Origin of the sequence: Rhodoferax sp. UBA5149 (assembly GCF_002413825.1) — a bacterium.
Taxonomy (GTDB): Bacteria; Pseudomonadota; Gammaproteobacteria; order Burkholderiales; family Burkholderiaceae_C; genus Rhodoferax.
Genome location: NZ_DHXT01000158.1, coordinates 13,634 through 27,746, shown reverse-complemented (window position 1 = coordinate 27,746; position 14,113 = coordinate 13,634). Strand labels below are relative to the sequence as shown.

The 14,113-nt window shown below is 56.6% G+C and carries 11 protein-coding genes; 5 read left to right on the top strand and 6 right to left on the bottom strand.

The annotated features are described in order from the left end of the window. From B3V69_RS13960 to B3V69_RS13940, 5 genes are all read left to right on the top strand, one after another. Positions 1-180: hypothetical protein (locus B3V69_RS13960; RefSeq protein WP_296447507.1), on the top strand; the 180-nt coding region annotated here is incomplete at its 5' end. Between the two features lie 97 nt (positions 181-277). Next, positions 278-1,057 carry a hypothetical protein gene (locus B3V69_RS13955; protein WP_296447506.1) on the top strand — a complete coding sequence of 260 codons (780 nt, stop codon included), beginning with the start codon at positions 278-280 and terminating at the stop codon, positions 1,055-1,057. Positions 1,058-1,425: 368 nt separating this feature from the next. Then, positions 1,426-4,410 carry a putative bifunctional diguanylate cyclase/phosphodiesterase gene (locus B3V69_RS13950; protein WP_296447504.1) on the top strand — a complete coding sequence of 995 codons (2,985 nt, stop codon included), beginning with the start codon at positions 1,426-1,428 and terminating at the stop codon, positions 4,408-4,410. A gap of 393 nt (positions 4,411-4,803) precedes the next feature. After that, entirely contained in the window at positions 4,804-6,954 is a 2,151-nt protein-coding gene (locus tag B3V69_RS13945) for an HDOD domain-containing protein (protein ID WP_296447502.1), read from the top strand. Then, complete coding sequence (locus tag B3V69_RS13940; RefSeq protein ID WP_296447500.1) at positions 6,951-9,170, top strand: EAL domain-containing protein; 2,220 nt, start codon at positions 6,951-6,953, stop codon at positions 9,168-9,170. Before B3V69_RS13945 ends, B3V69_RS13940 begins: the two co-directional genes overlap by 4 nt. 7 nt (positions 9,171-9,177) lie before the next feature. On the opposite strand, the gene B3V69_RS13935 is transcribed toward B3V69_RS13940, so the two are convergent. The 6 genes from B3V69_RS13935 to B3V69_RS13910 all read right to left on the bottom strand — a co-directional run. Further along, positions 9,178-10,083, bottom strand: coding sequence for an SDR family oxidoreductase (locus B3V69_RS13935; RefSeq protein WP_296447498.1), 906 nt, complete (start codon positions 10,081-10,083; stop codon positions 9,178-9,180). A 30-nt stretch (positions 10,084-10,113) separates the two neighbouring features. Beyond that, positions 10,114-11,049, bottom strand: a complete 936-nt coding sequence (locus tag B3V69_RS13930) for a glutathione S-transferase family protein (RefSeq protein ID WP_296447497.1) — start codon at positions 11,047-11,049, stop codon at positions 10,114-10,116. Between the two features lie 65 nt (positions 11,050-11,114). Further along, positions 11,115-12,131 carry an NADP-dependent oxidoreductase gene (locus B3V69_RS13925; RefSeq protein WP_296447495.1) on the bottom strand — a complete coding sequence of 339 codons (1,017 nt, stop codon included), beginning with the start codon at positions 12,129-12,131 and terminating at the stop codon, positions 11,115-11,117. A gap of 19 nt (positions 12,132-12,150) precedes the next feature. Continuing rightward, the gene (locus B3V69_RS13920; protein ID WP_296447492.1) at positions 12,151-12,591 is read right to left on the bottom strand and encodes a PaaI family thioesterase; all 441 of its coding nucleotides are present in this window, start codon (positions 12,589-12,591) and stop codon (positions 12,151-12,153) included. A 126-nt stretch (positions 12,592-12,717) separates the two neighbouring features. Continuing rightward, positions 12,718-13,509 carry an SDR family oxidoreductase gene (locus tag B3V69_RS13915; protein ID WP_296447490.1) on the bottom strand — a complete coding sequence of 264 codons (792 nt, stop codon included), beginning with the start codon at positions 13,507-13,509 and terminating at the stop codon, positions 12,718-12,720. A 79-nt stretch (positions 13,510-13,588) separates the two neighbouring features. After that, a partial coding sequence (locus tag B3V69_RS13910; RefSeq protein WP_296447487.1) for an acyl-CoA dehydrogenase C-terminal domain-containing protein occupies positions 13,589-14,113 on the bottom strand: 525 nt, incomplete at its 5' end.

Here is a 14,113-nt window from a genome sequence, read left to right as displayed (position 1 = left end):
TGCGCGATGATTTTCTGCATGACTGAAAGAGGCGCCAGCCTTGCGCTGACTAAAACTAAAAGAAGGCCGCGAGTTTGCCACAGCGCCCTTAAGGCAACTTTCGCATGGTTTGGCGTTCCTGTAGGAAAAAACCTTACAGAAGCCGTCAAAACCCTTACAGCGGCTTTATCCAGACCCTGACAACAGTTTTGGAAAGGCCTATTTACAGTGGTCCTCAACGCATCGGATGACGCGTATTGTGCCACCCGATGGGCCCACACCAACCGAGAGTATCACCATGATTCAGCAAGCTATGACTGCCGCCTTCCAGCCTCATCGTATTGAGACGCTTCCATCGCGCGTCGACGCTCTGCCCCTCCCGACCATAGTGGAAGAACATCTGCCGTTCACTGTCAGGTTGGTACGCGACGAAGACGACTTGAAGAAGGCAGTGCATATCCGTCACTCGGCTTATGCACGGCATCTGCCCGACTTCGCGGAAACGCTCAAATCCCCCGAGACCGCTGACGAAGAAAATGGCGTAGTGGTGTTGCTGGCGGAATCGAAGCTGGACGGGTCCGCGCTGGGCACCATGCGCATCGAAACCAACCAGTTCAAACCACTCTGCCTGGAACAATCCGTCGAATTACCAAATTGGCTCAAAACCTTGCGACTGGCAGAGGCCACCCGCTTGGGCGTCACCAACGCAAAGGGCGGGCGTCTCGTCACGACCGTGCTCTTCAAGGCTTTTTTCCAATACTGCCAACAAATCGACATCGAATGGATGGTCATCGCCGGTCGAGCTCCCGTCGACCGGATGTATGACCGACTGTTGTTCAAAGATGTATTTCCGGGCATGGGCTACATTCCCCTGGCTCACGCCAGTAATCTGCCGCACCGCGTGATGTCCCTCAAAGTCGATACCGTTGAGTCTTGCTGGGCAGCAGCCGAGCAACCGCTGTTTGACTTTTTCTTCCGCACGCTTCATCCGGATCTCGATATCGGAGGTGAAAGCCAACCCTACTTCCCGCAGCCAACGCCAGCATTTCAGGGTCATCGCGCAGCGTTCCCCATGTAAAAATCATGACTGGGTGCCCACAACGGGCATTCGCCCCGACCCCCTTCGCAAGGCGTTACAGCGCAGTGCCCTTGCACCTCCCAAAGCCCATCAGCAGGCCACACCCCAATACGCCTGAGTCCTCCGTCACGCCCCCTGATTGCGGTAGACTCGAAACAGACGTTTTGCCGCTATTTTTCAACGACCATCCCAAATAACCTGGGTCACTTAGTCGCTAAATCGCAAGTTTCACATCACATTTTTTGGCAACCTAGTGAAAGGTTTCTGAAGCGTGGAACAAAGAAATTTATAGTCGTTGGACTGCAAATGGAGCGATGTAGCACATGGGTTTTTGGCGAATTTGCAGCCGACACGGAGCAATGAACAAAATGCCAAAACAATCTGTGTTTTTCCGGAAACGGTTCGATCAGCTTGATCAGGGGCTCGATCTACTGCTGTATACCCTTTCGACTTACGCCCTGCCGATTCTTATCGGACTGGTGTCTTTGTTGGCTTTTTTTTCCTGGAAAACACAATATCCCATAACCGACCCGCAGCCCTTGGAAATCCAGGTTGTCAAAGAGTCAGACAGTATGGTGGGCCCCGCCATGGCGCTGGCGCAGTTGCAGGGCCGCGCGCTCAACCCACACTACGATACACAGCGGTCGGAAGCGCCCTTCTGGTTTTCTTTCATTGCGCCAAAGGAGGTTGAACACACGCCCCTGATGATCGAATTTCCCTCACGGCATGCCATAGACATAGCGTGCTGGGACGCCAGGACCCTGAACCCGCTTGGCAGTGGCAGCAATCTAGGCACGGCTGGTGGCATTTCTGCTGTCAAGGCGGGTTTTGCTCTTGAGCTAAGCCCAGCGCTCAAAGGCGAGCAGGTGCTATGCCGAACCAGTTCCATCGGTCCGGCCCGTATTTCAGCCCTGAAATGGCAGGCGGCCGATTTAAAAATTTCAGCCCAAGAGTTTCATCGCAAATCCGGCTTGCTGGACGGCGGGATTCTGATTTTGGCCCTGTTTGTGCTGATCACCGCATTGATCAACCGTAGCGCCTTGTACATCCTATTCGCAGCCTGGCTCGTGGTCAATCTGAGGATGGGCGCTCTTTCTGCCGGATGGGACGAGCAATGGTTGGGCAACTCAGTGCCGCAGGACTGGCTGCTGCGCATGCGCTTAGTCACAACCGCCGTGTACTATGTGCTCACGGTAACCCTGTTTAAGGTGCTATTTCATGATGACTTGAGCAAAGTCGGCTCCTTATTGCTATTGCGGATCGCGCAATGGACATGCCTGCCTCTGCTGTTGCTATCTGGAGTCATGACTTATCAGTCATACCTGCCTTATCTTTGGGTATCGTCCGGACTGACGGTCGTTGTTTTGGTTTATTTCCTCTCACGGATTCTGCTGCAAACCCACTCCCGTGTAGCAATGTGGTTCAGTGCGTCCATCAGCATCTCTTTGATCGCCAGTTTTTCCGAGGTCATTGCTGCCGCGCTGGGAATCAAGGGCCTGATTGGATCGGTCAACTTTGTTACCGCCGCGTTGTCGTCATGCCTGTTGGCAGCCCTGGCGATTGCCGAGCACATGCGCCAGGAGCATGTACAACGCCTGGAAGTCCAGGCCGAACTGAAGCACACCTACGAGGCCATGCCCATCGGCCTTTTCACCCTCGACCTGCACGGCCGGTTTATGAGCGCCAATCCCGCCCTGCTCGGCATGTTGAGCCCGAATGTGCTGACCGACGAGGGCAATGCCTGGCCGCAGTATTTCGCCGACGGCGCCTGGACGCAGCTGCATCAAATGGTGCACAACAAGACCGAAAACGAGATGGAAATCCAGGGCAGAGCGGTGCCTGGTTTCAGTGATTCAAAACGCTTTCTCGTCAAGGCGACACTGGCCCGCGACAAGATCGAGGGCTCATTGCAGGACGTTACCGAAAAATCCAGGGTGACCGAGAAGCTGTATTTCCTGGCCAACCATGATTCACTGACCAAAGTGCTTAACCGGCGAGGTATCGAAAAGGCGCTCAACGGCGCCATCAAGAAGCTCGCCTCGGGCAATTCGCTGGCCCTGGCCTACCTGGACCTCGACCGTTTCAAGTTGATCAATGACCTGTTTGGCCACGGGGCCGGCGATGATGTGTTGCAGCAGGTGTGCCGACGCGTGTCGGACATGCTGTCGCGCGAGCTCCGGTTTGGCCGGGTTGGCGGCGACGAGTTCGTCATCATGTTTCCTGAGACACCCATCGCACTGGCCTCACTCATGTGCCGCGGCATCGTCGACAGCATTGGAACCCTGCCCTACCACGTGGGCGACAAGGCGTTTTATGTACGCGGCTCCATCGGACTTGTCGAGGTCAGCGTCGGCATGCAGTTCAACGACGCCATGTCGACCGCCGACCGCGCGTGTCGCCAGGCCAAGTCCGCCAACAATGGCGGCTTGGTGGTGTATGAAAAGCATGCCGTCGCGTTTCAGCAGCATGAAGCCGAACTCAAACTGATTGCACTGCTCGCCACCAGTTCCGCCACCGATGGCCTGTATCTTGAAATGCAGCCCATCATGTCGCTCACAAAGCCGCATGAATCGCTTAACTTTGAGGTGCTTCTGCGCATGCGCGACCCCGATGGCAAAGTGGTTCCGACAGACCGGCTGATTGCCGCAGGTGAGAACAGTGGGCGCATGGGAATGATTGACCGCTGGGTCTTGTCGACCACACTGGCCTGGATCAATACCCATCACACGCAAATGACGCGCACAAAATTCGTCTGCATGAATTTGAGCGGGGCTTCACTGAACGATGAGAAGTTCCTGCAGGACGTGTATGCCATGCTTGAACAAAACCTGCACATCGTCGGCCAGCTATGTCTTGAGATCACCGAAAGTGTGGCTCTGCACGATGTGGGAAATACCCGGCGGTTTGTCGACAAGGTGCGTGGTTACGGCGCCAAGGTAGCGCTGGACGACTTCGGCGCGGGTTATACCTCGTTCTCGTACTTGAAGGAGTTCACGGCGGATCTGCTGAAGATCGATGGCAGCTTCATCGTCAACATGAACAAGCACCCAGCCAACATCGCCATTGTTGAAGCCATCGTCAATCTGGCCAAGAATCTGGGCATGAAGGTCATTGCCGAATGGGCCGAAGACAATGCCACCGTGCAGACCCTGACCGAGCTGGGTGTCGATTACGTCCAGGGATTTGTGGTGGCCCGACCTCAGCACCCCGACAAGATTCTCTCAGCCGAGTCGTCGGCCAGCTTTATTCAGGACGTGGAGCTAGCCCAACATGTGTACCTGATTGGAAGGCCAGACCACATGCAGGCGCAAGTGGATCTGTTTTCTGAAGTGCGCGCCATCAATTTACATTGACCCCCGACGCGCGGACAGCGGCGCTTTGACTCCTGCGTTCACGAGCCCTTAGTCCACTCATGGCGTCTGCTGCAAGGACTCGGATGGTGCAAGGCAATAGCGCTGGCACCGCTTCAATTTTGATAGCTGCTCCTGCTCAGCGGGAGCGGTTCAGCGAGATGTGACCAATAAACACCAATTTTCGCGGGGGGCTTGTCAACCTAGCTTTGACATGTTGTAACTTAATGTTATATTGAACTTTGAGTCGGGTTTTCTTCTTTGGCTTGGGGAATAAAGTAAAATTTCCCGAGGTAACTTGATCTCAAATTCAAAAAAATGCACTGAACTTGTGGTTTTTTGATCCCGCTGCGTGTTTACTGTCTGACAATTTATTGGCAATAGCATCCGTAACAAATGTCCCAAGATGATCAGGATATCCGCAATCGGCTTCTGGTAGCCCGATTGCCGTCGATGCCGCAGATTCTCCTCAAGTTGATCGAATTGTGTCAGGCGGATGAAGCGGGTATGGCGGAACTCGCCAAACTGATCGCCAACGATGCGGGCATGGCCACCAAGGTCCTGAGCGTTGCCAATAGCGCCGCTTACTACCGCGGTAGCCGAAAGGTAAGTCTGGTTCAGGCGTTGAGCGTCTTGGGCGCTGACATGCTCAAGACCCTGGTCATCAGCGAGTCGGTGTTTCAGACCTTCAACGGATTCCCCCATTCCGGGAGCACGGATCTGCGTAGCTTCTGGAAGCACTCCTTGACCACCGCCGTCATGGCGCGCGAAATTTCAAAAAAAATAGGTTTTCCGCATGCCGAAGAGGCCTATCTTGCAGGTCTGCTGCATGATGTCGGGCGTTTAGCTTTACTGGCAGCCGCACCCAACGAATACAGCTTTAATTTTCTCGCGCAGGACAACGAAAGCCTTTGCGCGGTGGAGTTGAGCACTTTTCAAATTTCTCATGCCGAGGCGGGCGCCTGGTTGATCGAACGCTGGAACCTCGACTCGTTCATGGCGGACAGCATTCTCTATCACCATGAGTCCTCGGCGCGCCTTGAGACCGCCCATCCCCTGATTCGCATCGTCCATCTTGCGCATCGGCTGAGCAGCCATGAACCAGAGCGTCCCCTTTCAGAGAATATGGGTTCTCTTTGCAAGATCGAGAATGAGGATCTGTTGATCATTTGCAATGGGGCTGCGACTCAAGTGAAAAAAGCGGCTGAGTACTTGGGAATCGATTTATCGGGCGTTGATGACGGCGTGAGACCGGTGGCCAACTCACCTGCGGCGCCGGTGGTGGATCTGGTTCAGGAGCGATTGACCGAGGAAGTTCGCAACATGGCACTGGGTGCCGAGCTGGGGCAATCGTTTGCCCGCCAAAAGGGCGACGCTCAACTGCTCGACGTCGTTCGGCAAAACGCACGCATTCTTTTTAATCTGGAAGACACGATCATCTTGTTGATGAACGGGAGTGGCCAGGCGCTGGTGGGGGTTTCGTTTGGTGAGCAACGGCAACGTCTGGCGGAGTTTTCCATCGCGTTGTCGGGCGGTGGGGGTATTGCCGAATCTGCGCTGAAAAGGCGTCTGGCTTATCTCGAGCGAGATCGCGGCCGGCTTGACCTTTCTGCAGAACAATTGCTTCGTATTTTTAATGCCGAGTGTCTGGTTTGTGTGCCTATTGCAAGCAGCTCAAAGTGCCTGGGAATGCTGGTGGGCGGTGTCCCCGCATGGCGGATCGCGGAGTTGAAACGTCGCGAGAGAGCCCTGCAGCTGTTTGGAACACACGCTGCCACAGCGCTCGAAGCGGCCACCCGCGATCGCGGTGAAATTGATCAGCGTATAGCCACTTTGAAGGAAGACTATCGCGAGAGCTCCCGCAGAGTAGTACACGAGGTCAACAATCCGCTTGCGATCATCAAGAATTATCTCGGCGTACTGGACGGCAAATTGAACCGGCAAGAGCCGGTGGCGGACGAGTTGTCGATTCTCAATGAAGAGATTGACCGGGTGGGCAATATCATGAGCGAATTTGCCGGAGTCGCGCCGAAAATTCAGGATGGCGTTACCGACATCAACCGTGTCGTCAATAATCTGGTGCGCTTGTTTCGCGAAAGCAAGTTCTTGCCACCCTCGGTGCAAATTAATGCGCGCATGCCGGAGCAAGCCGCCGAGATCGACGGGTCGGCTGACAGCCTCAAACAGATTCTGGTGAATCTTCTCAAAAATGCCGTCGAGGCCTTGCCCAAGGGCGGCCACATCGAGATCAGCAACAACGGCCGGGTCCATCGTGAAGGCCGGATATTTTTCGAGTTGTGTATCAAGGATAACGGGCCTGGCATTCCAGCCGAGGTGCTGGCAAACCTATTTACCCCGGTGCGCAGTTCCAAGGTGGGTGCGAATCGTGGCATCGGTTTGAGTATTGTTCACAGCCTGGTCAAAAAACTCAACGGACTGATCAGCTGCCAAAGCACCAAGTCGGGTACGGTTTTTGACATCCTCTTGCCTGCCCGAAACGCAGTGGCTCAGGGTCTCGCGCCAGCGTTACTCAAGGATGTGGCATGAGGCCCGAATTAGAGGGGACGGCTGGCAACGGTTTGGCGCCATCGGCGTTCAGTTTCACAGCTTACGGATCGTCTGCGCCTAGCCCGGCCGAGTCGTCGGCGCGGGTGCTTCTGGTTGACGACGAACCGAGAATGCTCCGAAGCCTGAGTGAATTGCTCAAGAGCCGGGGCTTTGCCCTGACGAGTGCCGCCAGCGGCGGTGAGGCGATCCGGCATCTCAGCCAAGGTCCATTTGACCTGGTGATTTTGGACTTGCGTTTGCCGGATATCAGCGGTCATGAGATCATGGATTTCATGAACACCCAGCAAACGGGTGCCAACATGATCGTGACCAGCGGCGACTGGGGAATCGAGGCTGCAATTGGCGCGCTCAAACGCGGGGCTTACGATTACCTGCGCAAGCCCTACTCCCCGGAAGAACTGCTCAAGACGGTTGATAACGCCTTGAAACAACGCCGCTTGCAGGCTGAAAATCGGCATATCGCCTGGCAACTTGAAAGCTCCGAAAGGAAATACCGCTATTTGGTCGACAGCTCACCGGACATCATTTACACGCTTGATCACGAAGGCCGCTTTACCTTTGTCAATGACCGAGTGCATCAGTTGCTGAGTTTCAGTCGCGATGAGCTGATCGGCGAGCATTATTCTGTGCTCATTCACGACGAAGACGTGAAGCGGGCAAATTATGTTTTCAATGAAGCACGGGGCGACTATCGCCCGTCTCGAAACGTCGAGCTGCGGCTCAAGTCCCGTCATGCCGACGGTGAAGCACGCACGTTCACCCATGAGTTGATGAGGATTCCCTTCAGCACCAACGGGAAGTCACAGGAAACTGATTTAAGCCGACGTGAGCTGTTTGGCACCTACGGCGTTGCCCGTGACATCAGTGATCGAAAAAGGGCTGACGAACTGATTACCTATCAGGCCTATCACGACATTCTGACGGACCTGCCCAATCGGGTGCTGTTCAAAGACCGGTTGGGCCTGGCCGTGCTGCAGGCCAAGCGAAACGACTCTGGTCTGGCGCTCCTGTTTATCGATCTTGACCGTTTCAAGCTGGTTAACGACACGCTGGGTCACGGAATCGGCGATGAGTTACTGCAACAGACCGCCATACGCCTCAAAGCCTGCCTGCGCAGCGGCGACACGCTGGCGCGACTGGGGGGGGATGAGTTCACGGCCGTCTTGCCCGAGCTGAATGATCGACACGATGCCGTCTTGATTGCAGAAAAGTTTCTGGAGTGTTTGCGGCTGCCGTTCCAGCTCGCGGGGCAGTCTGTCCACATCTCGGCAAGTATCGGTATCGCCATTTACCCGGGCGACGGTGAATCGATCGATGAGTTGATCAGGAACTCCGATATCGCGATGTACCACACGAAGGCTGAAGGCAAGAACGGGCACTCCTTTTTTGACCGTTCAATGCTTGATGCGTCCTATCAAAAGATTGCGCTGGAGCATAGTTTGCGAATAGCACTGGAGCTTGGCGAACTGGAGATGTATTACCAGCCACAAGTGGACGTCAAGACTCGAAAAATTGTGGGTGCCGAGGCCTTGATGCGCTGGAATCATCCTGAACGCGGATTCCTCAGCGCCGGAGAATTCCTGCCATTTGCCGAGGAAAATGGACTGATTATTCCCATCAGCGATTGGATGTTGGAGGCCATCTGCCTTAACCTGCTTGCCTGGAATGCGGTCGGTGGCGAATCGGTACGGTTGTCACTGAATCTTTCCCCGCAGTACCTTGATCGCGGAGACTTTTTTGACAAGCTCAAGAATGCGCTGGGTCGCCACCACATCGCACCGTCTCAGATTGAGGTGGAGGTGACCGAAAACATCTGTATTCGCAATCCGCAGATTGCCATTGAACAACTCGACAAACTCGGTCAGCTCGGGGTCAGTGTGGCCATCGACGACTTTGGGACAGGCTATTCCTCGCTGTCTTACCTGCACCGATTCCCGATTCATACCATCAAAATCGATCGTTCGTTTGTCATGAAAATCCAGGACGACAATTCACAATTTCCGGTGGTGCTTGCGATCATCTCCATCGCAAAAGGCCTGGGTCTGAACCTCGTCGCAGAGGGTGTTGAAACCTCGGCTCAGGAACGCTACCTGGAAAATTCCGGATGCAGAACGATGCAGGGCTATCTGTATCACAAGCCCTTGCCACAAAAAAGACTGCTCGAATTGCTGCTCGAGCAGGTGAGTCTGCCGTAACGCGCGACTAATCAGCTCTCAAGGCCCGTTTCAACTCCACTCCCAGCTCCGGCTTGTGGGAAAACGGACTGGTCGGATTGCGCGCCAGCATGATGTCTTCCAGCCGGGTCTGCACCGAGCCAATCGCTTTGGGGTGACTGTAGATGTAGAACTGGTTGGCGGCAATCGCGTCGAACACTTTTTGCGCGACGTCGGCGGCACTGACTTTGCCTGAACCTACGGCCTTGTCACTCATGGCCTGCCCGATGAGCTGGCTTTTGGTGAGTTGGTCCTGAACAGAATCCGCCGGGCGATTGCGATGGCTCTGGCTGATGCCGGTCGACACAAAGAAGGGGCACAACACCGACGCACTGATTTGATCCGTGACCAGCGCCAGATCCTGATAGAGCGTCTCGCTCATGCTCACCACCGCATGTTTGCTGGCGTTGTATATGCCCATATTGGGGGCATTGAGCAGACCGGCCATGCTGGCTGTGTTGACGATGTGGCCCTGGTAGGCGGGGTCTTTTTTGGCGGCTTCGAGCATCATGGGCGTGAAGACACGCAGACCGTGGGCGACACCCATCAGGTTCACGCCAATCACCCATTCCCAGTCTTTGGCGCTGCTCTCCCAGATCAGGCCACCGGCTCCCACGCCGGCGTTGTTGAAGACAAAGTGTGGTGCGCCAAAGCGCTGTTGCACGGCCAGACCCAAAGCCTCGACCTCACTGGCCTTGGAGACGTCTAGCCGGAACGCCAGCACCTGTGCACCCGCCGCCTGCATCTCGGCTGCTGCCTTGTCGAGTGCGTCCTGCTGCACATCCGCCAGCACCAGGTTCATGCCCAGTTTGGCACCGATGCGGGCACACTCCAGGCCAAAGCCTGAACCAGCGCCGGTGAGGACGGCTGTTTTACCCTTGAAATTCGTGATCATGATGTTCCTTTTAGTGCCTGATACTGCCGTTCAGGCTTCAGCTTTTTTCAAAACGTAACCGATGCGCGGGAAATGCACATGCACCGTGCCGGCCCGCTCATCGGTGCGGCGCAGGGTGTAGTGCATACGGGTGGCGGCGATGAGTTCGCCCTCGGTCGGTTCAGGACCAAAGGTCTCGGCCGCAATGGTGACGCGGCTACCCAAGGGTATGCCGTGTTCATCCTGAAACAACTCGTTTTCAACCGTGCATGGCGTTGACTGGGCGGCAAGCGCCAGGGATTCTGCCGCACTGAACTTCTCCATGCTGCCATGGCCGAGCGCCGCCATGCGGTCCATCCAGGCCAGCACGGCCGGTGTCGCATCCAGAATGCCCGCCATTTCTGGCACCCGAACGCGCGAGAACCAGAGCGGATGGTAGGCGGCAAAATCAGCCACGGTAGGTGCCACGCTCAGCAAAAAGGCGCTGCCTTCAAGCATGTTGGCCAGGCGGCGCAAATAACTCTTGTAGGCTGCGGTGGCATCCCCCGGACGCAGGCGCGTCATGCCGGTGGTCATCTTGCCGCGGTCTTCGCCAAACGCTTTGGCCACCTCAGGCGGGGCGCCCCCAAACATATGCGCGACACCTTTCGGACTGAGGTTGTATCCCATCGCAGCCCAGAACAGTGTGGTATCGGCCCATTGTGCCGTGATGCGCGCAACGCCCTGGATGCCTTGTGGGTACAGGGTCGGCGTGGGGTTGCGTTGTTCCAAAACATCACAGATCAGTGCACTGTCGCAGTAAATATCCGCACCCATCTGCATGAATGGCGTCTTGCGATAACCGCCGGTGAGCGCCAACACATCAGGCTTGGGCATGATGTTCGGGATGATGACCGACTTCCAGGCTAGTTTTTTGTAGCCCAGAATCAACCGAATTTTTTCTGAAAACGGCGAGGTGGGATAGTGATGAAGAATGATGTCAGTCATGGTGGGGTCCCAGAGTATTGATTGAGGACAGAGCTACGCTAAGCTTCGGTCTGTCCCGCAAGTTCTCAGGATAGCTTGACCAGTTGCTTGCCGAAATTCTTGCCTTTGAGCAATCCCAGGAAGGCTTCCGGCGCGGCTTCAATGCCCTGCGCAATTGACTCGCGGGCTTTGAGTTTGCCGGTGGCCACCAGGGTGCCCAGCTCTTTGAGCGCCTCGGGCCAGAACTCCATGTGTTCGCTGACGATGAATCCCTCTACCTTGAGCCGGTTGGTCAGAATCAACGCCGGATAGGCCAGCGGCATTGGCGCGCCATCGTAGCCTGCGATCATGCCGCACACGGCAATGCGGCCAAAGGCGTTCATGCGTGTCAGCACGGCGTCCAGCACCATGCCTCCCACGTTTTCAAAATAGCCATCGATACCATTCGGGCAGGCTTCCTTGAGCGCCTTGGACAGCGATGCCGCGTCCTTGTGCAGCTTGTAGTCGATGCAGGCATCAAAGCCGAGTTCTTCAACGGCATATTTGCATTTGTCGGGGCCGCCGGCAATGCCGACGGTGCGGCAGCCGCGGGCTTTGGAGAGGGCAGCAAAGGCGCTGCCCACTGCGCCGGTGGCAGCGCTCACCACCATGGTTTGACCCGCTTCGGGCGCAATAATTTTGACCAAACCGTACCAGGCGGTCACGCCGGGCATACCCACTGCACCCAGATAGGCACTCAAAGGAACGTGAGTGGTGTCCACCTTACGCAAGGCGCCCAGCTGATTCGCGTCCACCACGCTGTATTGCTGCCAGCCGCCCATGCCAACGACCTTGTCACCCACCGCAAACTTGGCATTTTTTGATTCCACCACTTCGCCCACGGTGCCGCCGCCCATGGTCTGGCCCAAGGCCTGCGGCATGGCATAGCTTTTGGCATCGTTCATACGGCCACGCATGTAGGGGTCCAGGCTCAGAAAATGGTGGCGCACCAGCACCTGGCCGTCTTGCAGCGTCGGCGTGTCGCTGATAACCAGTTTGAAATTGCTGGCAACGGCTTCGCCCACGGGGCGGTTGTCCAGATGAATCTGCTTGTTTTGGGGCATGGGAAACTCCTGATAAATATTAGTCGGTTGAAATAACGCCGGAAGTCACATTCAGCGCGTTGGCGCTTTTCGGTCCGGTGGGCAGACGTTTCACGTATTTGAAGGTGCCGGTGGCATGAGCGCAGGCGCGCCCTTCTTCATCAAAAACTGTGCCTTCGGTGAAGGCCATGGTGGCCGTGCGGTGCATCAAATGGCCTTTGCCCGTGAGCTTGCCCCGCGCCGGCTGCATGAAGCTGGTCTTCATCTCGATGGTGACCACACCCATGTCTTTTTGCATACTGCGCGCCGCCACGGCCATCGTCACGTCCAGCAAGGTCATGAGGGCGCCACCATGCGTGACAGCAAACGAATTGAGGTGCTCGGGCTTGGGGGCATAGCCCAGTTCCGATAAGCCACCGTCAAACAGTCTGAGCTCAAAGCCCAGATGATCGACAAATGGAATTGCAACGCCGAACGTCATGGCTGCCCGCCACCGGACCGCCGCCGCGCTGGGCCGCCCCAAGCAAGGCGAGCCCCCTCGGGGGGCAGCGCAGTACACGCAGTGTTCTCGAAGAGCGGCGTAGCCACAAGCGTGGGGGCCATAGTCCTAACCACCAGTCACCACACTGACACCGCCGTCCACTGCCAGCCACTGGCCCGTGATGTGCTTGCCCGCGTCGGAAGCAAACAGCACACACAAGCCCTTGAGGTCTTCGTCATCGCCGAGGCGTTTGAGCGGTGCGTGGGAGGCCAGCTTTTCCTCGCCCAGCGCCGCCAGCGTGCCCATGGTCATCTTGCTCGGGAAAAAACCGGGGCAGATGGCGTTGACGGTGATGTTGTACTTGCCCCATTCCGCGCCCAGAGTGCGGGTGAAGTTGATGACAGCGCCTTTGGAGGTGTTGTAGGCAATGGTGTTCATGCCTTCGGGGTTGCCGCCCAGACCGGCGATGGACGCCACATTGATGATGCGTCCCGAGCGGCGCGCAATCATGCTCTTTTTGGCGATGACCTGGCTCAGGATAAAGTAGCCGCGCACGTTAAGGTTCATCACCTTGTCCCACGCATCAATCGGGTGATCTTCCGCCGGGGCGCCCCAGGCGGCGCCCGCGTTGTTGACGAGAATGTCCACATCACCCATGCGTTGCAGGGTCTCGTCGGCGAGTCGATGTATCTCGGCATCTTTGGCGCAGTCGGCTGCAATCCAGCGGGCGTCGATACCGGCGGCCTGCAGTTCGGCGGTCGCCTGCTCCAGGTCTTCGGCTTTGCGCGAACTGAGCATGATCCTGGCGCCGGCTTCGCCCAGGGCGTGCGCCATCTGCAGGCCCAAGCCGCGCGAGCCGCCGGTCACCAAGGCGGTCTTGCCTTTGAGGTCAAAAAGTTGTTGGATGGTACGGGTCATGATGTCTCCTTGTGTGTGGGCAGATTTGATGGCGGATTGTGCCGCGTGCACTTGCGATTTGCGTGTCCCGCGCGTGATATCAGAAGGCCTCTTCAGGCAACGCGGCACACGTTTGATCACGACTCCCGACCACATTGAGCCAGGCCCCGATCTTGGGCAACTCGTAGTGATAGAAATAGCGTGTAGCCCCCAATCTACCTGCGGTAGAAGCTATTGATTTAGTAGCATCCAGCGTCAATGCAGCGAGCGCGACATCGAGCCAGATCCAGGCCAGCACGGTGTGACCAAAAGCCTGCATATAAGGCACGGCATTGGCCAGCGCATCGCCTGGCATTCCGGTGGACCAGGCCGCCTGAGTGGCGCCCGCCACCTGCTGCAGCGCCAGTGCCAAGGCATCGGCATACGCCGACAATTCCGGCACTTCTTTTGCTCGCCCAACCGTGGCATTGATGCGCCCGCTGAGCAGTGCCAGTCCGCGCCCGCCTTCCATCAGCACCTTGCGGCCCAACAAGTCCATGGCCTGAATGCCGTGGGCGCCTTCGTGAATCATGTTCAGGCGATTGTCACGCCAGTATTGCTCGACGGGGAAGTCACGCGTGTAACC

Excerpts from the sequence above, each read along its gene's own strand:
- B3V69_RS13920 (WP_296447492.1), bottom strand. The coding sequence starts at position 12,591 with ATGACGTTCGGCGTTGCAATTCCATTTGTCGATCATCTGGGCTTTGAG.
- B3V69_RS13935 (WP_296447498.1), bottom strand. The coding sequence starts at position 10,083 with ATGATCACGAATTTCAAGGGTAAAACAGCCGTCCTCACCGGCGCTGGT.
- B3V69_RS13950 (WP_296447504.1), top strand. The coding sequence starts at position 1,426 with ATGCCAAAACAATCTGTGTTTTTCCGGAAACGGTTCGATCAGCTTGAT.
- B3V69_RS13915 (WP_296447490.1), bottom strand. The coding sequence starts at position 13,509 with ATGACCCGTACCATCCAACAACTTTTTGACCTCAAAGGCAAGACCGCC.
- B3V69_RS13945 (WP_296447502.1), top strand. The coding sequence starts at position 4,804 with ATGTCCCAAGATGATCAGGATATCCGCAATCGGCTTCTGGTAGCCCGA.
- B3V69_RS13930 (WP_296447497.1), bottom strand. The coding sequence starts at position 11,049 with ATGACTGACATCATTCTTCATCACTATCCCACCTCGCCGTTTTCAGAA.
- B3V69_RS13940 (WP_296447500.1), top strand. The coding sequence starts at position 6,951 with ATGAGGCCCGAATTAGAGGGGACGGCTGGCAACGGTTTGGCGCCATCG.
- B3V69_RS13955 (WP_296447506.1), top strand. The coding sequence starts at position 278 with ATGATTCAGCAAGCTATGACTGCCGCCTTCCAGCCTCATCGTATTGAG.
- B3V69_RS13925 (WP_296447495.1), bottom strand. The coding sequence starts at position 12,131 with ATGCCCCAAAACAAGCAGATTCATCTGGACAACCGCCCCGTGGGCGAA.